Source organism: Arthrobacter sp. NQ7 (assembly GCF_029581595.2).
GTDB lineage: Bacteria > Actinomycetota > Actinomycetes > Actinomycetales > Micrococcaceae > Arthrobacter > Arthrobacter phenanthrenivorans_B.
The window spans coordinates 417,121-436,633 of the sequence record NZ_JARFXU020000002.1; the positions used below are offsets into that span (position 1 = coordinate 417,121).

General features: G+C 67.5%; 16 protein-coding genes. 4 read left to right on the forward strand and 12 right to left on the reverse strand.

Annotated features, from left to right (window positions below):
* Positions 1 to 46: 46 nt before the first annotated feature.
* The 3 genes from PUN71_RS04720 to galU form a co-directional block, all read right to left on the reverse strand.
* Complete coding sequence (locus PUN71_RS04720) at positions 47 to 949, reverse strand: hypothetical protein (protein WP_277797530.1); 903 nt, start codon at positions 947 to 949, stop codon at positions 47 to 49.
* Between the two features lie 63 nt (positions 950 to 1,012).
* Positions 1,013 to 1,675: a GNAT family N-acetyltransferase gene (locus tag PUN71_RS04725; protein ID WP_277797506.1), complete on the reverse strand. Its 663-nt coding sequence runs from the start codon at positions 1,673 to 1,675 to the stop codon at positions 1,013 to 1,015.
* A 4-nt stretch (positions 1,676 to 1,679) separates the two neighbouring features.
* On the reverse strand, positions 1,680 to 2,585 hold the full coding sequence (gene galU, locus PUN71_RS04730; protein WP_043452687.1) for a UTP--glucose-1-phosphate uridylyltransferase GalU: 906 nt from the start codon (positions 2,583 to 2,585) through the stop codon (positions 1,680 to 1,682).
* A gap of 104 nt (positions 2,586 to 2,689) precedes the next feature.
* Between galU and PUN71_RS04735 the strand changes: the two genes are divergently transcribed.
* The 3 genes from PUN71_RS04735 (at position 2,690) to cpaB (ending at position 4,537) form a co-directional block, all read left to right on the forward strand.
* The gene (locus PUN71_RS04735) at positions 2,690 to 3,310 is read left to right on the forward strand and encodes a 5-formyltetrahydrofolate cyclo-ligase (RefSeq protein ID WP_277797507.1); all 621 of its coding nucleotides are present in this window, start codon (positions 2,690 to 2,692) and stop codon (positions 3,308 to 3,310) included.
* Between the two features lie 112 nt (positions 3,311 to 3,422).
* Positions 3,423 to 3,695, forward strand: a complete 273-nt coding sequence (locus PUN71_RS04740; RefSeq protein WP_043452683.1) for an FmdB family zinc ribbon protein — start codon at positions 3,423 to 3,425, stop codon at positions 3,693 to 3,695.
* Between the two features lie 113 nt (positions 3,696 to 3,808).
* A complete protein-coding gene (cpaB, locus tag PUN71_RS04745) occupies positions 3,809 to 4,537 on the forward strand; it encodes a Flp pilus assembly protein CpaB (RefSeq protein WP_277797508.1) in 729 nt (242 codons plus the stop codon).
* A 103-nt stretch (positions 4,538 to 4,640) separates the two neighbouring features.
* Here cpaB and PUN71_RS04750 read toward each other — a convergent pair whose 3' ends face one another.
* The 7 genes from PUN71_RS04750 to PUN71_RS04780 all read right to left on the reverse strand — a co-directional run bounded on the left by PUN71_RS04750 (position 4,641) and on the right by PUN71_RS04780 (position 15,914).
* A complete protein-coding gene (locus PUN71_RS04750) occupies positions 4,641 to 9,053 on the reverse strand; it encodes an AAA family ATPase (RefSeq protein ID WP_277797509.1) in 4,413 nt (1,470 codons plus the stop codon).
* 130 nt (positions 9,054 to 9,183) lie between these two features.
* Positions 9,184 to 10,773 carry a glutamine-hydrolyzing GMP synthase gene (guaA, locus tag PUN71_RS04755; protein WP_277797510.1) on the reverse strand — a complete coding sequence of 530 codons (1,590 nt, stop codon included), beginning with the start codon at positions 10,771 to 10,773 and terminating at the stop codon, positions 9,184 to 9,186.
* A 167-nt stretch (positions 10,774 to 10,940) separates the two neighbouring features.
* Entirely contained in the window at positions 10,941 to 11,447 is a 507-nt protein-coding gene (locus PUN71_RS04760; RefSeq protein WP_043452676.1) for a DUF3817 domain-containing protein, read from the reverse strand.
* A complete protein-coding gene (locus PUN71_RS04765) occupies positions 11,444 to 12,334 on the reverse strand; it encodes an SURF1 family protein (protein ID WP_277797511.1) in 891 nt (296 codons plus the stop codon). Before PUN71_RS04765 ends, PUN71_RS04760 begins: the two co-directional genes overlap by 4 nt.
* Before the next feature lie 73 nt (positions 12,335 to 12,407).
* The gene (locus PUN71_RS04770; protein ID WP_043452673.1) at positions 12,408 to 12,896 is read right to left on the reverse strand and encodes a PTS sugar transporter subunit IIA; all 489 of its coding nucleotides are present in this window, start codon (positions 12,894 to 12,896) and stop codon (positions 12,408 to 12,410) included.
* A 40-nt stretch (positions 12,897 to 12,936) separates the two neighbouring features.
* A complete protein-coding gene (locus PUN71_RS04775) occupies positions 12,937 to 14,676 on the reverse strand; it encodes a glycerol-3-phosphate dehydrogenase/oxidase (RefSeq protein WP_043452672.1) in 1,740 nt (579 codons plus the stop codon).
* Positions 14,677 to 14,777: 101 nt separating this feature from the next.
* On the reverse strand, positions 14,778 to 15,914 hold the full coding sequence (locus PUN71_RS04780; RefSeq protein ID WP_277797512.1) for a GuaB3 family IMP dehydrogenase-related protein: 1,137 nt from the start codon (positions 15,912 to 15,914) through the stop codon (positions 14,778 to 14,780).
* A gap of 70 nt (positions 15,915 to 15,984) precedes the next feature.
* Between PUN71_RS04780 and PUN71_RS04785 the strand changes: the two genes are divergently transcribed.
* The gene (locus PUN71_RS04785) at positions 15,985 to 16,590 is read left to right on the forward strand and encodes a hypothetical protein (RefSeq protein ID WP_277797513.1); all 606 of its coding nucleotides are present in this window, start codon (positions 15,985 to 15,987) and stop codon (positions 16,588 to 16,590) included.
* On the opposite strand, the gene PUN71_RS04790 is transcribed toward PUN71_RS04785, so the two are convergent.
* Entirely contained in the window at positions 16,587 to 18,446 is a 1,860-nt protein-coding gene (locus tag PUN71_RS04790; RefSeq protein WP_277797514.1) for an ABC transporter ATP-binding protein, read from the reverse strand. The genes PUN71_RS04785 and PUN71_RS04790 overlap by 4 nt on opposite strands.
* Positions 18,447 to 18,518: 72 nt before the next feature.
* Positions 18,519 to 19,513 (reverse strand): HNH endonuclease signature motif containing protein (locus tag PUN71_RS04795; protein ID WP_277797515.1); only part of this gene is annotated, 995 nt, incomplete at its 5' end.

Below are 19,513 nucleotides of genomic sequence, written 5' to 3' on the forward strand. Positions count from 1 at the left end.
GCGCCGCCTGGACGTTCGCGCCCTCGCCCGGTGCCGCCGTCGGGCCTTATGCCCGGCGGCGCTGCAGAACGTCGTCCAGATTACTCAGGGCCTTCTGGGCCTTGGACAGCTGCTGTGCTTCCGCCGCAGCCGCTGCCTCTGCCGCCGGCGCGGCGGCCCCCTTCTTCAGTGAGGGTTTGCCGACGGCTTTAGGCGCCTCGGGAAGTTCGAGCGGCTCCGGCTCGGGACGTTCAGCCTTGGCTGCCTCCACGTAGACGGGCTTGGGCACCTCCACGGGCTCCCAGGGGGTGCCGGAGGCAGCCGCAGCCGCACTCGTATCGCCCGCGGCCACAGCGACGGCGAGGGCCGCTTCACGCAGTTCCACGGCAGTAAGCGGCTTGACCTTAGCCTGCCCGGCCTCGGCATCGAAGAGCGGGCTTTCCGGACGGGCCGGTGCTGCCTCAGGCTTGGGCGGAACGGCAACAGCCTCGTCACGGCGGGGTGCAGGCGCGCTCATGGCAGATCGGAATGCCGCGTTGACCTTCGCTTTGCGGTCCCGGACGGCGAGCCACCGCAACAGGGCCACCGACCCCACGGTCAACAGGGCGCAGGTGACCGGAAGGGCGGCCGAACCGATGCCGAAGGGCAGCAGCACACCCGAGATGAATGCGGTGAGAAGGGACAACAGCCCCACAAGCGCAAGGGCGGTCCGGCCATAACGGATGCGGAGCTTCGCCGGAGCCGGCGTGCTCGCAGTTCCGGCAGCGGATCCTGCACTCTTCCTGGGTTCCATGGCTTTCTCCTGCTGGGCGGCGACATTCAATACCAGGCCGGCGGGCGGGTCCGGCCTGTCATCGGCGGGGGTGTCTGCCAGGAAGTCGACGGCGGGCTGGAACTGGTGCCGGCGGTTCCGGAGGACGTAAGGGGCAACCCATACAATCCAGAGCGCGACGGCAACCACGAGGATCACTGAGCTGCTAAGGGGGAAGTCCACACTCAAAACCGTATGAGCATCATGCCTGCTCAGGCCGCATTACCAAGGGTGTGTCGTGCCCCCGGAGGCAAACGGCGGGTTTTGTGAACGGCGCGACGCCAACCATGGGCCCAGGAGGCCTTCCGGGACCTCTTCCGATGTGAGGGCGAACGACCGGTGGTCCGCCCATTCGCCGTTGATGTGCAGGAACCGCGGCCGGTACCCCTCGTCCCGGAACCCCAGCTTCTCCACCACCCGGAGGCTCGGTCCGTTCTCCGGCCGGATGTTGATTTCCATCCGGTGCAGGCCCAGGGTCCGGAAGCAATGGTCCGTCACCAGGGCCACGGAGGTGGGGGCTATCCCCCGCCCCGCCCGCTCCTGGTCCACCCAATACCCCAGGGTGGCCATCATGGCCGAACCCCAGACAATCGAGGACACGGTCAGCTGCCCCACAATCGCGGGGTTCCTGAGGCCCGGCGTCCACTCGGTGATCAGAAAGGGAAGCGCCGTGGCCTGGGCGGCCTGCATCTTCAGCGAGCGCACCATGTGCCGGTAATCGGGCAGCCCGCCGGCCGGATCCGGGTTGGAGGCCTCCCAGGGCGCCAGCCACGCACTGTTCCGCGACCGGACTTCCGTCCACTCCTTCTTGTCGCGGTAACGGATAGGCCGAAGGACCAGGTCGCCGCATTCGAGGGTGACCGGCCAAATGGGACCGCTCTGCATGGCGCTACCGGGAGAGGCCGGCGGTGAAGCCCGGCAGCCATTCCCGCAGGCCGGGACCCAGGTCTTCGCTGTCGATGGCGAGCTGGACGCAGGCCTTGAGGTAGCTGAGTTTGTCCCCCGTGTCGTAGCGGCGGCCGCGGAACACAACCCCGTACACGCCGTGGCCCTCGGCGTCGCCGGATGCCAGTTCCTGCAGGGCGTCCGTCAGCTGGATTTCGCCGCCGCGTCCCGGCTTGGTGTGTTCGAGGACGTCGAAGACCGCCGGGTGCAGGACGTACCGCCCGATCAGGGCAAGGTTGGAGGGCGCTTCCTCAGGCGAAGGTTTTTCGACGAGCCTGTTGACGCGGACGTAGTCCCCGCCGTCGATCGCCTGGACGTCCGCGCAGCCGTACGCGCTGATCTGCGAGGGTTCAACTTCGATGAGCGCGACGACAGACCCGCCAGTTTTCGCCTGCACGTCAATCATGGTGCTGAGGAGTTCGTCGCGGGCGTCAATGAGGTCATCCCCCAGCAGGACCGCGAAGGCCTCGTTGCCCACGTGCTGCTTTGCCCGGAGCACTGCGTGGCCCAGGCCATGGGGGTCGCCCTGCCGGACGTAGTGGATGTCACCCAGCTGGCTTGCCGCCTGGATGGACGCCAGCTTCTCCGTGTCCCCCTTGTCCTCAAGGGTCGATTCGAGGGAGGGAACCCGGTCGAAATGGTCTTCAAGGGCCCGCTTGTTGCGGCCTGTAATCATCAGGATGTCGTTGAGGCCCACGTGCACGGCTTCCTCCACCACATACTGGATGGCAGGCTTGTCCACGACGGGCAGCATTTCCTTGGGCATCGCCTTAGTGGCAGGCAGGAACCTGGTGCCCAGGCCCGCTGCGGGAATGACGGCTTTGCGGACTCTGGGGTTACTGGTGTTCACCGGTCTAATCTAGCGTCAGTCAGGCGTTTCAGTAACCACCGGCGCGGCGGCCCCGCGCCCGGACCGCGAAGCCACGGCATCGCGGGCCACCCAGGAAGGACACCATGCTTCAGGAGACCAACGCAGTCAAGGACGATATCCGCGCCGCCCACCGGCGGCGGCGGGCAGGCCTGTCACCGGCGCAGCTGGAGGCCGCTGGTTCCGCCCTGGCCATCCACGGGGAAGCCTGGGCGGGCAGGGTCACCGGCGGCAGCCCGGGAACTGCCTGCGTGTACCTCGGCGTGGGACAGGAACCGCCCACCTTGCCGTTGATTGCTGCGCTGCACCGAAGCGGCCACAGCGTCCTGCTCCCCGTCTGTGAGCCGGGACGGGAACTGAGCTGGGTGTACTGGACGCCCGGGACAGGATTCGAGCGCAGCAAATATGCGCCGATCCTGGAACCCGCGGGAGTCCGCCACGGCCCGGAGACGGCCGGAGGCGCGGCGATGCTCTTCATTCCGGCCACAGCCGTGGACCTCGCGGGAAACAGGATTGGCCAGGGCGGCGGGTACTACGACAAATTCCTGGGGCACCTTGCTACGGCGGGGAAGGAAATTCCGCTCGCCGCGGTTATTTATGACGAAGAATTGCTGCCCGCCGGCCGGATTCCCGCAGAGGAGTTCGACCGGCCGGTCCCGGCGGTGCTCATGCCCTCCGGGTACCGGCCCCTGGCGGGCGGCGCCTGAGCCCGGGGCTGCCGGACCCAGATGATAGAATTAGCACTCAGGCCCTGCGACTGCTAATGGTTTACCAGTTGGCAGCACGGGACCTCTCGTTTGCCCAAGAGGAGGAGCACCAGTGCCTACATATGCTTACGCCTGCAAGGATTGCGGCCACGCCTTCGACATTGTCCAGTCGTTCTCGGACAGCAGCCTGACGTCATGCCCGGAATGCGGGGGAACGCTGCGCAAGAAGTTCAACAGCGTCGGCGTCGTCTTCAAGGGCTCGGGCTTTTACCGCACTGATTCCCGCGACTCCAAGGGCAGCTCTGTCTCCCCCGCACCCTCCGCGGCTCCGGCTGCACCGGCTCCCGCACCTGCCGCTTCCGCGCCCGCAGCAGCCGCCAGCTAGGACTTCCACGCCATGACGACGGCGGCCGGCGCCTTCCTGCGCCAGGCCGCCTTTGTCCACATAGGCGCAGTCCAGCCTCCCTGGCGTGCCGCCCCGCCCCGTAGCGTGGGCGCATGCCGATACTTTCCCGCCCTCACCGCAACGGCCCGGGGTGGCCCGCGGGCACCTCTTCCCCGGGACGCCGTCCCGGATACCGTTCGTTCCGCTCCCGGTTTGCCGGCTGGCTGAGCCGCAACCGACGCCTCGCTGCAGCCCTGCTCTTCTGCGCGGCGGCGGCCATCACGGTGCAGCAGCTCACTCCTGCCCCGGTATCGACCGTCACGGCCCTTGCCGCTGCCAGGGACCTCCCTGCCGGCACCGCAATGACGGCAACCGACCTGGCCCGTGTCCAGGTGCCGCCGGGGATGATGGCTGCAGGATTCCTCCGCGACGACGCAGCCGCCACCGGGAAGCAGCTTGCTGCCCCGATGCGCAAAGGACAGCTCCTCACCGATGCTCAGCTCCTGGGCCCCGGGCTCCTCGCTGGTGCGCCTCACGGCTCGGCCGCCGTTCCCCTGCGCATGGCGGATGCGTCATCCATCCAGCTGGTCTCTCCCGGCCAGTTGGTCAACGTCGTACTGACATCAGCCAACGGCTTCGACCAGCAGGGGCCATCCGAGGTTCTCGCCTCTGCCGTCCCGGTGCTGTGGACATCCAACAAGGGTGGGCAGAGCGGCCAGTGGCTGGGCACCACGGAGACGGACGGGCTGATCGTCGTGGCAGCCACCGCGGAGCAATCCTCCCGCCTGGCCGGTGCCTCCACCCAGGGCAGGCTGTTCTTCGTCCTCGTCAGCCCGCCCTAAACCCTCGGGAACCCTCACCAGTGGAACCCCTCACCAGCGGGAACCCTCACCAGCGGGACACCGCAGCGGGACCAGGCGCCACCCGTCCGGGCGCCGCAGGCCCTTAGCCCCAGTGCGGCGGCCGCTGTTCCTTCAACCAGGCGTCGTGGTCATCGTCCCGGTCACCCCAGCTGCGGGCGTCGTCCTCGGCGGCCTTGGTCGGAAGGAGGTCCCCGGTGCCGGCCTTTGCCGTCCGGGCGGCAGGCCCGTCCGAAGCCGGCTTCGCGGCGCCACCTGCGTCACCCTGGGTTTCAGGTTCCGCGGTCCCGCTGCCGTTCGCAGTGTTGCCGTTTACGCTGTTTTCGTCCACAGCGTTGTCGTTCATCCCGCTGCCGTCCACAGCGTTGCCGTTCATCCCGTTGCCGTTCCGGCGCGGATCTTCCTCGCGCACGTGTCCTCCGCTGATCCCGTTCACGGCCAGGTCTCCCTCCGTCCCGCTGTTTCCTGTTGGGGAGTCACCGGCCGTGGAGGCCGTTTCCCTGTTGTCGGGGGCACTGGCGCGGCGTCCCTGCCCGTTACGGCCGAAGCCGGTGCCGGCGGCGTCCGATCCTGCCTGGTGCCCGTTCCCGCCGGCGTCCTGCCGGCTTCCGCTGTCATCGCCGCGGTCGTCGCTGGGCAGGTAGGAAACACCACCCGGCGCAGAAGTGCCCATTCCATGGAACGCCTGGTCGAAGTCATCGTCAAGGAATCCTGCAGAGGGCGTGGTCCTGGCCGGCAACACCATCTTTTCCAGCCCAAGGTAGCCGGCGATACGGTCTGCGCAGGACGAAGGATCGGTGAAGACCTCGATGGTCCAGAGCGGCATATAGCGCCACCCCAGCCGCTCCAGCAGTTGAGGCCGCAGCCGGCTCCGTTCACGCACGCTCATGGTGCGGTACTGCGCAGTGCCGTCGGACTCAATGGCTACGGGCCGTGGAAGGTCGGACTCGTCCTGGCCCATGGTGTTGAGGGGGTCGGCGGCGGCAACAACGTCGATGGCGCCGTCGTACTGGTGCCAGACCCTCGCCCCGCGGGCCCGCAGCCGGTCGCCCAAGTCCGCGACCAACGGATCTGCCCCCAGTGCCTGTTCGCTGGCGGCCGCCCGGGACGCGGGGGTACCCAGGTCGGTGTTGCCGGAAATCTCCCGGTCCAGCAGCGTGTACAGGTCCACCGCGCCGTGGGTGAGCCGGGTGTGGTCCAGGTCCTCGGGACGGAAGCAGGTCAGCACGTGCATGGAACGGCGTGCGCGGGTCATGGCCAGCGCAAATTTCTCCCTGCCTCCTTCCGCGGAGAGCGGCCCGAAGTTGTGCAGCGCCCGGCCGTGCGGGGTCCGCCCGAATCCCGGCGAGAAAATGACGTGGTCGCGGACCAGTCCCTGGGCCCTTTCCAAGTCGACCACCCGGAAGGACTCCGGGCCGGCGCCGAAGAATCCGGCCAGGCCCGGCTGGTTGGACAGCTGGAGCCGGATGGACTCGCCGATCCGCGCGGCGTGCCGCAGGCTGGCGGTAACCACGGCGAGGGACGTCCGCGGGCGCATGCGCGCGTGCTCGAAAACCAGTTCCACGACGCGGTTGACCTCGGCCACCACGGATTCCACGCCTTCGTGGTCCGCGCTGGGAAGCCCCGTGCCGTCAGGAAGGTACTCCACCAACAGGGAGCGGTCCAGCCCGGTCGCGGACTGACCTTCCGGCAGCCGGCGCAGGCCACCGTCGTAGAAGTTCTTGCTCAGTTGGAGGACAAGGTCCTCGTCCACCGCGCGGTACACCACGTTGAGCTGCCACACCGGCAGCACGGCCGACAGTGCCGTAAAGGCGCTCTCGACGCGCTGGTGCGCGGATTCGCCGGGCGCGAGCCGTTCCACCCCGACCGTAAATGTCCGTGGCGTGGCGATGCGGGAATCGCCGAAGGCGATGACCTGCCGGGCGCGGGCAATCGAGGGCAGGACTGCCTGCAGGGAGGTCGCCTCGGCGTCGAGGATCACGACGGCATCGAAGTGCTGCTCCGCGGGCAGCAGGCCCGTCATCAGGTACGGGCTGACGGACCAGACCGGAACCAGGCTGCCGATCAGGTCAGGTGCCTGCGCGGTGAGGGCCGGCAAGGAGACCCGTCCGTCCTTCAGCAGGCTGCGCAGGAGGTCCGCCTGGCGGGGCTGGGCGGCAATGGCACTGCGCCACCGTTCAGCCAGGTCCCACCGAAGCCGGGCGGCACCGCTGGCGATGTGGGCGTTGTCGGCCAGCCGGTACTCGGCCTCGAGCTGGCGCAGGGCCTCGCCGTCGGACATGGCCAGGTAGTCGTCGCCGCTGATCATGGCTTCGAGGGCGGACTGCCACCAGGCAAGTTCAAGTTCTGCGGCGACGGATCCTGCCGGAACCTCCCGCTCCGCGAGGTCGTCGAGCAGTTCACCGAGTCCGTGTTCGCGCATGTTCTCGATAAGGAGCGTCCGCTCGGGCAGGGTCTTGAGGGTGTCGGTATCCGCCACCAGCCGCTCCAGCCGCTCCATCAGCCGGGCATAGGGAACGGTTGCCAGGGATCCGCCGTCTTCCGTGTGCCGCAGTGCCTCGCCGAGCTGCGCCAGCTCGCGGTCCAGGGACCGGTACATGGCGTTCATTTCGGCCAGGCCGGATGGAACCGCGGGGTGCCGCTGGGTGGTGGCGTACCCTGCCCACAGGGCCCGCTGCTCCTGGACCAGGACCAGCGACGAGTGCAGGTCCGCGATGTGCACGCCGGGGCGGACGTATTCCTTCGCCACCCGGCGAAGCCGGGAGCGCTGCATGGCCGTCAATTCGATGCCGCGTTCGCGGCGCCAGGCGGACGGGGCCGTGGCGGAGATCAGGTCGGTCACCGGCCGGTCGAAGATGTCCGGGGTGAATTTGTCCAGGCTGCCGCGAACGGCCACGAGCAGTTCCAGCTGCTCGCCCCACTCGGCGAACGACTCGCCCAGGCGGATCTCGGCATGCTCGGCCACTGCCTGCATGCGGTCGCGCAAGGCAGGGAGGCTTTTCGCCACGGACCGGACCAGGTCCTGGGCTTCCTCCGTTTCCTTGCGGGTCAGCAGCCGGGCACCGTGCCAGGGGCTGGTGGTGGCCGCTTTGCTGAAGCTGCCCAGTTCCGCGGCGCGCCGAAGCCTGCCGGCCAGCTCCTCACGGTCACGGATGTTGTCCAGGACGCTCCGCTTGAGCCGGACGGTGGTTGCCGGCGCGGGATGGATGGACGTGAGCTCGGCCAGTGACTGCATGGCCTGGTACGGCGAGCAGCCCCACCGCTCCCGGACGTTGTGGAGCGACGCCACGTGGTCCATGAGCGCATGCCGGTGCTCGGTCAGGGTGGCATGCAGGTTCCCGAGCTGCGGCTCCAGCGACTTTTCGTTGCGGACGATGGCCCGGACCAGTTGGCCCTTCAGCTGCTGGGCGGAAACGTTGCCGGAGAGCTGGAACAGGATGGACTCCAGCCCCAGGGTCTCCAGGTGTCCGGATACTTCGTTCAGGCTGGCACGGCGGTCCCCCACCACAAGCACGGTCTTCCCGGCGTCCACCAGGGCGCCGATGGTGTTGATGGCGGTCTGGGTCTGGCCGGTACCGGGCGGGGTGCTGACCACCAGGGAGTCGCCGGCGCGGGCAGCATCAATGACATATTGCTGGTCCGCGTCGGCGTCCAGGAGGAGGAGCTCATCCTTGGGGTGCCTGTTGTCCAGGTGCGGGAAGCGGGACGGGTCCGGGTCCTGCACGTCCACCATTTCGCCGCCGGCCGCGGTGGCGAGGGCGGAGACGATGGGATGCGAGTCGTTGATCCAGGGATCGTCGAGGTTGCCGGAGAGGTCCGCGAAGGTGGAAACCAGCAGGTTGTGCTGGGTTTCGGCACCGTGGATGGGCCGGATCAGGGTGGCCAGCCGGTCCAGGACGGGCTGGGGGTCGAACCGCGCTGTGCTGTAGGCAAGGCGGGTGACGGCGTTGACGTCGAAGACAATGCCGTGGATGTTCTTCAGGTGCCGCACCAGCGCGGGGTTGATGTGTGCCTGCTCGGTGAGCTGGAGTTCGAAGTCGTCCTCGCCCGGGCGGACGGTGAGGGAGATGGCGGTCAGCATCACCGGGGCGGATACGCGCTGGGGTTTGCCCCCGACGGCGGACGTCCACACCACGGTGCCTGCGGACAGGTATCCGGCATCGATGCCGCGGTCGTTGGCAAGTTCAAAGATCTTGGACCGGATGTTCCGCGATGCCCGTGCCGCCACGACATACTGCTGCCGGTCCCGGATCAGCGTGGACAGTCGGGTACGGCGCCCGGCCATGAGCTGGGCAAGCCCGGAGGGGTGGGCCGAGGTGAGGTCGATGGAACCTTCGGGGGTCTTGGTAAAGCGCAGCATCGTGTCCGCGCCGGTGACCGGTTTGAGCCCGGACAGCCATTTACGAAGCTCTTCCGAGCCTTCCGGGTGGCCTTGACCAACTGACACTTCTGCCTTCTTTTCTGCGTTTGCACGTGACGCCCTGGACCATACCGGCATAGCTTCGAGAGTAGCCGCTTCGACGCCGGACTTGAGAGACCGCAACACTGGGGCAAGGGAATTTGCGGAGGTTTTCACCGGGAAAAAGCAGTGGCCGGCCCCCGCTGGCGGAGGCCGGCCACTCACAGTGCTATTCCCATTCGATGGTTCCCGGCGGCTTGCTGGTCACGTCCAGCACCACCCGGTTGACGCCGTCCACCTCGTTGGTGATCCGGTTGGAAATCCTGGCCAGGAGGTCGTACGGAAGCCGCGACCAGTCGGCGGTCATGGCGTCCTCGGAGGAGACGGGACGGAGCACGATGGGGTGGCCATAGGTGCGGCCATCGCCCATGACGCCCACGCTGCGGACGTCGGCGAGCAGGACGACCGGCATCTGCCATACGTCGTTGTCCAGGCCGGCTGCGGTCAGCTCGGCGCGGGCAATGGCGTCCGCCTTGCGCAGCAGGTCCAGCCGGTCCTTGGTGACCTCGCCGACGATCCGGATGCCCAGGCCCGGGCCCGGGAAGGGCTGGCGGCCGACGATTTCCTGCGGCAGGCCAAGCTGGGCGCCCACTGCGCGGACCTCGTCCTTGAACAGGGCGCGCAGCGGCTCGACGAGCTCGAACTGCAGGTCCTCGGGCAGCCCGCCCACATTGTGGTGGCTCTTGATGTTCGCGGCACCTTCACCGCCGCCCGATTCGACGACGTCCGGGTACAGGGTGCCCTGGACCAGGAATTTGATCTTTTCGCCGTGCGCAGCGGCGTCGGCGATGATGGCCAGTTCGGCTTCCTCGAAGGCGCGGATGAACTCGCGGCCGATGATCTTGCGCTTGGTCTCGGGGTCGCTGACGCCGGCCAGCGCGGACAGGAAGCGTTCCTGTTCGTTGGCCACATACAGCTTCACGCCGGTGGCGGCCACGAAGTCGCGTTCCACCTGTTCGGCTTCTCCTTCGCGCAGGAGGCCGTGGTCAACGAACACGCAGGTGAGCTGGTCGCCCACAGCGCGCTGGACCAGGGCTGCCGCCACGGCGGAATCGACGCCGCCGGAAAGGCCGCAGATGACCCGGGCATCCCCGATCTGCTGGCGGATGCGCTCCACCTGCTCTTCGAGGATGTTGCCGGTGGTCCAGTTGGGCTCGATCTTGGCGCAGTTGAACAGGAAGTTCTCGAGCACCTGCTGGCCGTAGGCGGAGTGCTTGACCTCAGGGTGCCACTGCACACCGAACAGGCCCTTTTCCTCGTTGGCGAAAGCGGCCACTTCCGCGCCCGCCGTCGTGGCCAGGACGTCGAAGCCTTCCGGCGCCCGGTGGACGGAGTCGCCGTGGCTCATCCAGGTCTTCTGGTGCTGGGGCATGCCCTCCAGCACGGAGCGCCCCTCGCCCAGGATGGTGGTTTCCGTGGATCCGTACTCCCGCAGCCCGGTCTTGTCCACCGTGCCGCCCAGGGCGTTGGCCATGGCCTGGAAGCCGTAGCAGATGCCAAAGACGGGGACGCCCGCTTCGAAGAGGTCGGCACCCACGCTGGGGGCGCCGTCGGCATAAACGCTGGAAGGTCCGCCGGAAAGGATGATGGCGGCGGGGTTCTTGGCCAGGAGCTGCTCGGTGGAGTAGGTATGCGGAACCACTTCCGAATACACATTCGCTTCCCTGACGCGGCGGGCAATCAGCTGCGCGTACTGGGCACCGTAATCAACAACCAGCACCGGCTTCTGGGAAGTTTGGGATGCAGTGGGAGTAGTCACCGTAATAGCCTACTTGGCGCCGTTGCACCGGCGCATCTTGGGACGGCCCGCTGTGACGGAGCAAACGTCCGACGGCGGCTGGCCGGCCGGGCAGGCCGGCGGCGGCTGCCCGGCCGCTTGGGTCTGCAGCGGGTTGGCTGCGCGGCGGGTTGGGGCTGCGCAGGAGCTCAGTAGCGCTGCGGCGCCTGCGGGTTGGCGGCCAGTTCGGCCTCCACCTCCGCGTGGAACTTCTTCTCGACGATGAAGGACAGGAACGGCACCACGCCGCCAAGGGCCAGCAGGACCAGCTTCAGGAACGGCCAGCGCATCAGCGACCAGAGTCGGAAGTTGGAAATCAGGTAGACCACATACATCCAGCCGTGCACGATCAGCACGGTAACGGAGATATTGACGCCGTTGAGTACACCGGCGGGCTCGGCATCGGCGAACCCGAATCCGAACGGCTGGCCGGTCACGGCATTGGTGCCGCCGGCGAACAGGTACTGCCCGAAGCCGTAGCGCACCACGAGTTCAGCGCACAGCAGGAGCAGCATGGTGCCCGTGAGGTAGGCCATGACCTTGTAGAACTTCAGGGCCGACCGGATCTGCGCTTCCGTTCCGCCGAAGCGGCGCTTCCTGGACGTCTTGCCACCCGGGGTCTGGGCGGACGGGGTGGCAGGTTTCGGATCAATCATGGCTGTACCTTTTGTTCGTGCTGGCCAGGCTGCGGGTGCTGTCCAGGCTGCTGTGGAAGCTGGTGCGGGTTGTGCTGGTGGTCTTCGGGGCCGGCCGTGCCGTCAGCCTCGAGTGCTTCCTCCAGGTCGCGGTGGTAGTCGTCCTTGACCAGCCGCCACCAGATGAAGAAGGCGAATCCAGCGAAGACCACCCATTCGATCGAGTAGAAGAGATTAAGCCAGTTGATGTGCTGCCCCGGCGGCTGCGGCCCGATGTTCAGCGGCAGGAGTTTTCCGGGCGCTGCCGCGGCACTGACGTCCTGGCCCGCCACCACCTCGGCCGTGGCTGATACGAACCCGGGGTAGCTGCTCACGTCCCAGTAGTTGATGAGCTCCGCCACGGAAACGGCCGTCGCCTCACCCGGCTTGGCCGCTTTCCCGGCCACCGGCGCTTCGGAGGGCAGCAGGCGGCCGGTCAGTTCCACCAGGCCCGACGGCGGTGCGGCCGCATCCTGGGGTTGCGCCACCCACCCGCGGGCCACGGGAATCCACGTCTGGGGTGATGCCGCCGCGCCCGAGAGCGTGGGGGCGCCGTTGACGGCGAACGCCGCGACCACCCAGTAGCCGCTCTTTCCGTCATGCAGGCGGCCAGGGACCAGCACCTGCTTGTCGGGGCTGTACGTTCCCTGGGCGGTGACCATCTGGTCCGCCACGCTGCCGTGGAAGAACTCCCCCGGCTGGAGCGTGGCGGTAAGCGGCTGGATCTGCTCGGACGCGGGGTTGACCGGCACCTCGGGCTGCGTGGAACGGCCGAACTGCCACTGGCTCAGCAGCACGAAGACCCCGGAGAGGACGATCGCCAAGACAAAACCGGCGATCCATCGAGGCTTAAGGGCTGTTTTCCACACGTCTTAACCGTACTTCGTACTTCTGTAGAACAACTAAACGCCAGGGACGGACCAGCCTGGACCGCGGACCGGGCTAATGGTCGAAGAACACGAGGCTGGAGTTAATCAGCTCGGCGATGACTTCGGCGTCATAGGCACGCCGCAGGGATTCGCGGAAGGACTCCTTTGAAAGCGAACGGGCCAGCGTGGCCAGCACTTCCAGGTGGTCCGAAAACGAGCTGGCCGGTGTGGCAATGAGCAGGATGACGGTGGCGGGTCCGTCGGCGGCACCGAAGTCCAGCGCATGGCCGTATTTTGCGATGCCGACGGCGATGGAGGTTTGGGATACGAATTCGCTGCGCGCGTGCGGCAGTCCGACGCCGCCGGGAAGCCCCGTTGCCAGCTGGTGCTCCCGGGCATTGACGTTCTTGAGGAACCCGTCAAGATCCGAAATCCGCCCGGCAGCGTACAGCCGCTCTGCCAACTGGTTGGTGGCGTCCGTCTTGTCCTTCGCCTCCATCTCCAGGATCACCATGTCGGGAGTGGTGAGGTGGGCGTCGTACGGGTCCAGTGGTTCCGCCAAGGCGTATCCCTTCAGTCAGCAATGCGGGGCAAGCGGCCCCTCAGCGCAAGGGCACGATGTCTTCAGCGCCCAAGCGGGCGGCGTCCGCGGATTCGTCGTCCGGCTGTTGCTGGCTAAGGCGTTCTGCTTCCACACGGGCAATGTAGTGGCGGACCTCGTTTTCACGCTGCGCGTCACTCCAGCCAAGGACGTCACCCATCAGTTTAGCGACAACGGGGGCAGCGGACACACCGCGGTCCCACGCCTCGATGGAGATGCGCGTGCGCCGGGTGAGGACGTCCTGCACGTGCCGGGCCCCCTCGTGGGTGGCTGCGTAGACGGCCTCAGCCTGGAGGTAGTCGTCCGCGCCCGGCAGGGGCTCCGCGAGTTCGGGGTTCTGCGCAATGATGGCCAGGACCTCCGGTGTCATGGACCCGTAGCGGTTGAGCAGGTGCTCGATCCGCGCCACGTGGACGCCGGATTCCTCGGCGGTGCGGTTGCGGCGGTTCCACGCTGCGCGGAACCCACTGGCACCCAGCAGCGGAATGGTCTCCGTGCAGCTGGGCGGCACCCGCTCGTCCATGGTGCGGGTGGCCTCATCCACCGCGTCCTTGGCCATGACACGGTAGGTGGTCCATTTGCCGCCGGCCACCACCACGAGGCCCGGAACCGGGTGCGCCACCACATGCTCGCGGGACAGCTTGGCGGTGGAATCGTTTTCGCCGGCCAGCAGCGGGCGCAGGCCCGCGTATACCCCTTCAACGTCTTCCCGGGTCAGCGGCCGCTTCAGCACCTGGTTGACGTGCTCCAGCACATAGTCGATGTCCTTGCTGGAGGCGGCGGGGTGCGCCTTGTCCAGGTGCCAGTCGGTGTCGGTGGTGCCGATGATCCAGTGCCGGCCCCACGGAATGACGAACAGCACCGACTTCTCAGTGCGCAGGATCAGCCCCACCGTGGACTGGAAACGGTCGCGGGGAACCACCAGGTGGATGCCCTTGGAGGCGCGGACCTTCAACTGGCCCCGGTCGGTGACCATGGCCTGGGTTTCGTCGGTCCAGACGCCGGTCGCGTTAATGACCTGCTTGGCGCGGATGCTGAACTGGGTGCCGTCCTCGCGGTTTTCGACTTTGGCGCCGACCACCCGCTCGCCTTCGCGGAGGAAGTCCACCACCTTCATCTGGTTCACGGCATGGGCGCCGTAGTACGCGGCCGTGCGGACCAGGTTGGCGCAGTATTTGGCGTCATCGACCTGGCCGTCGTAGTACCGAATGGACCCGACGAAGGCGTCGTTCTTGAGGCTGGGGGCGGCCCGGAGAGTTCCCCGGCGGCTCAGGTGTTTGTGGAAGGGCACGCCCCGGCTGTGTCCGCTGGAAATGGACATGGCGTCATACAAAGCGATGCCGGCCCCCACGTAGGGCCGCTCGATGAAGGGCTTGGTCAGCGGGTACAGGAACGGCACCGGCCGGGCCAGGTGCGGGGCGATCTCGGACAGCAGGAGGCCGCGTTCCTGCAGTGCCTCTTTGACCAGGGCGAAGTCCAGCATTTCGAGGTAGCGCAGGCCGCCGTGGATAAGTTTGGAAGACCGTGACGAGGTTCCGGCTGCCCAGTCGCTGGCCTCCACGATGCCAACGCTCAGGCCCCGGGTGACAGCGTCCAGCGCCGCTCCGGTACCGACGATCCCGCCGCCGACGATCAGGATGTCCAGTTCCTGGCCGGGTTCAGTTGTGGCCCGCAACCGCTGGATGGCCGTTTCCCTGGCTTCCGGGCCAAGGACCCCGCCGTTTGCAGGAACACTCTTCATTGAACGCCTCCAGTGCCTCGTGCCGGTAGTAAACCCACACTACTTGCTCGTGGCGTCCTTTGGGCAGGGCGGCCGCGGTCCACGCCGCCCTGCCGGCCGCGTCAGTTCCCGGCGTAGGGCGACACCACGACGTCGACCCGCTGGAATTCCTTCAGGTCCGAATAGCCCGTGGTCGCCATGGAGCGGCGCAGCGCACCGATGAGGTTGGACGTGCCGTTGGTGTGGTGGCCCGGTCCGAAGAGGACTTCCTCCAGCGGCCCTACGGTGCCCACGTTGGCGCGGTCACCGCGCGGAAGTTCCGTGTGGTGCGCTTCCTGGCCCCAGTGCCAGCCCCTGCCCGGGGCTTCCTCTGCCCTCGCCAGGGCGCTCCCCAGCATGACGGCGTCGGCGCCCATGGCGATGGCCTTGACGATGTCGCCCGAGGTGCCCATGCCGCCGTCGGCAATCACATGGACGTACCGGCCGCCGGACTCGTCCATGTAGTCGCGGCGGGCGGCGGCGACGTCGGAGATGGCGGAGGCCATCGGCGAGTGGATGCCCAGCGCGCGGCGGGTAGTGGTGGTCGCACCGCCGCCGAAGCCCACCAGCACGCCGGCCGCGCCGGTGCGCATCAGGTGCAGCGCCGGGGTGTAGCCAGCGGCGCCGCCCACGATCACGGGAACGTCGAGCTCATAGATGAACTGCTTGAGGTTCAGTGGTTCGTGGTCCTTGGACACGTGCTCGGCGGACACGGTGGTGCCCCGGATGACGAAAATGTCGACGCCGGCAGCCACCACGGTCTTGTAGTGCTCCTGGGTGCGCTGCGGGGTCAGCGAACCGGCAACGGTGACGCCGGCTTCACGGATCTCGGCGAGGCGGGACGTGATGAGTTCGGGCTGGATGGGGGCCTGGTACAGCTCCTGCATCCGGCCGGTCACGGCGGGACTGTTGGTCTCATCCTCGAGGGAAGCGATCTCGTCCAGGACGGACTGCGGATCCTCATAGCGGGTCCAGAGGCCCTCCAGGTCAAGGACGCCCAGGCCGCCGAGCTTTCCCAGCGCAATGGCGGTCTGCGGCGACATGGCCGAGTCCATCGGGGCGGCAATCACCGGCATGTTGAACTGGTACGCGTCGATCTGCCAGGAGACGGAGACATCCTTGGGGTCGCGGGTGCGACGGTTGGGGACGATTGCTATGTCATCCAGGGAGTAGGCACGACGCCCACGCTTGCCACGGCCGATCTCGATCTCATAAGTCACTGCTCTAGGTTATCCCAGCGCCGCATCCCACCCGCCCAGCCGGGCCGGGGCGGTTGGATACAGTGGCGGGATGGGCAGATACTGGATCTTCGACGGGCACATTGCCGGCATCGGCACCGCCTCGGGGCTGCGCGCCGTGGTGGGCCTCTGGCAGGACTCCCCCTTCGGGACATTCGCCGATGTGATGGTGCAGCAGCCCTCGGGGCACCGGCTGCTGCTGGCGCCGCGGACGGACGTGGCCGGGTTCATTTCCGCGACCTACAGCTTTGACGAGGTCCGGGTGGTGGACGTCCGGGCGTCGCTGGCGGACCGAAGGCTGACGGTCGACGCCGGCCCGCTGGAGATCCAGGCCGTCACCGGAGCGAGGACGTACCTGGGTTCGGCGCTGCGGGCAGTGCCCCGGCGCCTTGCCGTCCATCCGCGCTGGCTCTCCGCGGTGAGTCCGCTGGCCGCCCTGGCGGCCCCGGGCGCCCGCACCTACGGCACTGCCGGCAGTGGAAGGACGGAGTTCTATGGGGTGACCGACCTGCACCACGTGACCTCCGCCGTCGTCCGCTGGGAAGGATCCGACGCCGGCGCACTCGCTCCCATCCGCCCTCCGGTCACGTTCGGGTTCAGCAGCGTTCCGCCGCGGCCCAGCGTGGCGAGGGTCCGGACAACCGTGGTGGAGGCCTAGGTTCCTGTTGGTTCCTCCACGGTGAGCTGGGATTCGAACATCCGGAAGTAGCGTCCGCGCAAGGCCACCAGTTCCTTGTGGGTGCCCTGCTCCACGATCTGCCCGTCCTCCAGCATGTACACAATGTCGGCCTTCTCGATGGTGGCCAGGCGGTGGCTGATGGCAATGATGGTGCTGCTGCGGTCCGCGAAGAGGCGGGTAAAGATCCTGTGCTCGGCCAGTGCATCAATGGCCGAGGTGGGCTCGTCCATCACCATGAAGGACGCATCCCGGTAAAAGTTCCGGGCCATGGCCAGCCGCTGCCACTGGCCTCCGCTCAGGCCGCTGCCCTTCCGGCCGCGGGGATCCTCCATCCAGTTGCTGACGTGGTTGTCCAGGCCGTTGGGCAGCTTGTTGATGAACTCCAGGGCCTCTGCATCGGCGGCAGCTTTCCGCACGCGGTCATCGTTGCGCGGATTCTGCACGTCGCCGAAGTAGATGTTGTCCGCGGCGGTGGCGAACTCGTACTTCAGGAACTCCTGGCTGAGCACGGCAAGGTGCCGGTGCCAGGAGGTGACGTCGACGGCGGCGAGGTCCACGCCGTCGAGCAGCACCTTGCCCGAATCGGGACGGTAGAGGCCGGCGAGGATCCGGATCAAGGTGGACTTGCCAGCACCGTTCTCCCCCACGATGGCGATGTGCTGGCCCTGGCGGATGGTGAGGCTGACGCCCCTGATCACCTCGATGTCGCTGCCTGTATAGGTGAAGCGGATGTCCTTCAGCTCGACCTCTTCGGGCGCGCCAAGGAGGGGCGGGGCATGTTCCGCGTGCACGGGCATCGCCATGAAGAGCTCGTAGTCCTTCAGGTTGGCCAGGTCCTCGTCGATCGAGCTGAGTGACGACACCAGGTTGTTGGCGGTGGACAGCGCGCGGCTGACGATTTGCTGGACGTAGAGGAACTGGCCCACCGGGGCTGCCCGGGCGATGATCTGGCCCACCACCCAGATCAGCGACACCACCTCCGCGCCGTACTGCAGGGCGTCCGCGGCCAATTGCCGGGGGATGTAGCGGCGCTGGTAATCCAGGCGGCGCCGTTCGTCCGCGTCGCGGAGCCGGGAGCGCAGGTCCATCAGGAAGCCAACGATCCCGTAGAGCCGCATCTCGGCAATGTGCTGGGGCCGGAGGAGGTTGGTTTCGATCATGCGGCGCTGGCGGCGGGAGTCAACCTGCGTGTTCCAGTGGGCGATCTGTTCGCGGGACAGCTTGAACTGCAGATACACGCTGGGCACGATGGCCACCAGGACGATGACGGCAATCCACCAGCTGACCAGCAGCAGGGCCCCAACCGCCAGGATGACCGACACGAGCTGGGTGAAGATTGCGGCGATCCGGTCCAGGACGCGGGCGTAGGAGTCGGAGAACCGCTTGGCGCGGTCGTAGAGGTCGACCGTCTCCTTGTCGTCGTAGCGCCAGAATTCAAGGGCCAGGAAGCGCTCATACATCTGGTCCCCCACGATGGCGCCTACCTTGAAGCTCATCAGTTGCTGGATGTAGCGGTCCACACTGTTGAAGGCGCCCCAGAAGAGACCGAGGGCGGCGGTGACAATTACGTAGATGACGGCGAGGCGCCCGGCGGCGCCGTCGCCTGCATAGGCCGCTGCCAGGGCTGTGGTGGTGAGGGACGCGAAATAGGTGGTGACCAGCGGCAGCACGGCCGAGATCAGGGATCCGAGCACCTTCATGATCACGGCGCCCGGGGAGGCCCGGAAACTCACTCGAAGGACCTGGGCCACGGCTCGGGCATACGGACGCAGGGCGAGCCGTTTTTGGGGATCGCGTTTGGGGGTCAGTTCCGCCGGATGGCGCGGTTGGGACATGGAATCAGCCTAGTGCTGGCCCAGGGCCAAAAGGGCAGCGCCGACCCATCCGGCGACGGACGGGAACACGGGTTAGACCGGCAGCACGAACGGCTTCCCGTAGAACTCCGCCCACACGGGGTCGTCTGGTGGGAGGTGGTCGGGGTCGATGTGGGTGTCGTCGTCCGGTTCCCAGGGTGGGAGGTCTTCGGGGCTGACTTGTTCGCCGTGGAAGCACGCGGGCAGCGCAGCACTAATCACCGGGAGGATGCCTGGTGGCCAGTGGGTTGGTTCGGGGTCAGGGTGTTCGGGGTTGTAGTGGCGGCCGGTGGGTGAGGTCCAGCCCGGGGGCTCGTCCGGGGTTGCGGGTTTCGGGGTCCAGTGGCTGTGGTGTTTGAGCCGATGGTGTTTGGGGCAGAGCTGTGCCAGGTTGCTGACATCCGTTGCGCCGCCGTGGTGCCAGGCGGTGAGGTGGTCGGTGTCGTTGTCCGGGGTGTGGTTGCTGCAGCCGGGGAAGGTGCATTTGCGGTCCCTAATCCTGAGCCATTGTTTGATGGCCGGGGTGAGCCGGTAGCGGGTGCGGCCGATCTCCAGGGGTGCCCCGTCGCGGGGGTCGACCAGCACCCGGTGGAACGAGTCCGCCCCGTCGGCGACGAGTTCCCGGGCCAGGGATGCGGGGATGGGGCCGTAGCCGTCCAGCTCGGCGGGTTCGTCGGTGAGGCCGAGCAGGGCGAACACCGGCACGGTGACCAGGACGTCAGCGCGCGGGGTGGGGACCTTCCCGAGTTGAGCGGTGCTTCCCTCACCCAGGAGGAGGCTGGCGGCGATGTCGGGGCGGAGTTGGGTGAGCGTGCGGGGCTCGGTGGGGTTTTGGAGGCCGCGGGCGGTGGCGGTGGTGCGGTTCCAGATCGCGCAGGCGGTGTCCCCGGGGAGGTACAGGGAGAGCCATGCCATGCCGTCGCGGTCGGGGGTGTAGTCCATCCGCCGGTCCGCGGTTCCTTTGGCGTGGCGTTTCTCGAGGGTTTCGGGGTGGTGGCGTTCGCGCCAGGACCGGACCTTGGCCCGGAACCGGGAGGGCACGAGCTCGC

Excerpts from the sequence above, each read along its gene's own strand:
- PUN71_RS04725 (WP_277797506.1), bottom strand. The coding sequence starts at position 1,675 with ATGCAGAGCGGTCCCATTTGGCCGGTCACCCTCGAATGCGGCGACCTG.
- PUN71_RS04735 (WP_277797507.1), top strand. The coding sequence starts at position 2,690 with ATGCTTCAGGAGACCAACGCAGTCAAGGACGATATCCGCGCCGCCCAC.
- cpaB (WP_277797508.1), top strand. The coding sequence starts at position 3,809 with ATGCCGATACTTTCCCGCCCTCACCGCAACGGCCCGGGGTGGCCCGCG.
- PUN71_RS04750 (WP_277797509.1), bottom strand. The coding sequence starts at position 9,053 with ATGCCGGTATGGTCCAGGGCGTCACGTGCAAACGCAGAAAAGAAGGCA.
- PUN71_RS04760 (WP_043452676.1), bottom strand. The coding sequence starts at position 11,447 with ATGATTGATCCGAAACCTGCCACCCCGTCCGCCCAGACCCCGGGTGGC.
- PUN71_RS04775 (WP_043452672.1), bottom strand. The coding sequence starts at position 14,676 with ATGAAGAGTGTTCCTGCAAACGGCGGGGTCCTTGGCCCGGAAGCCAGG.
- PUN71_RS04785 (WP_277797513.1), top strand. The coding sequence starts at position 15,985 with ATGGGCAGATACTGGATCTTCGACGGGCACATTGCCGGCATCGGCACC.
- PUN71_RS04790 (WP_277797514.1), bottom strand. The coding sequence starts at position 18,446 with ATGTCCCAACCGCGCCATCCGGCGGAACTGACCCCCAAACGCGATCCC.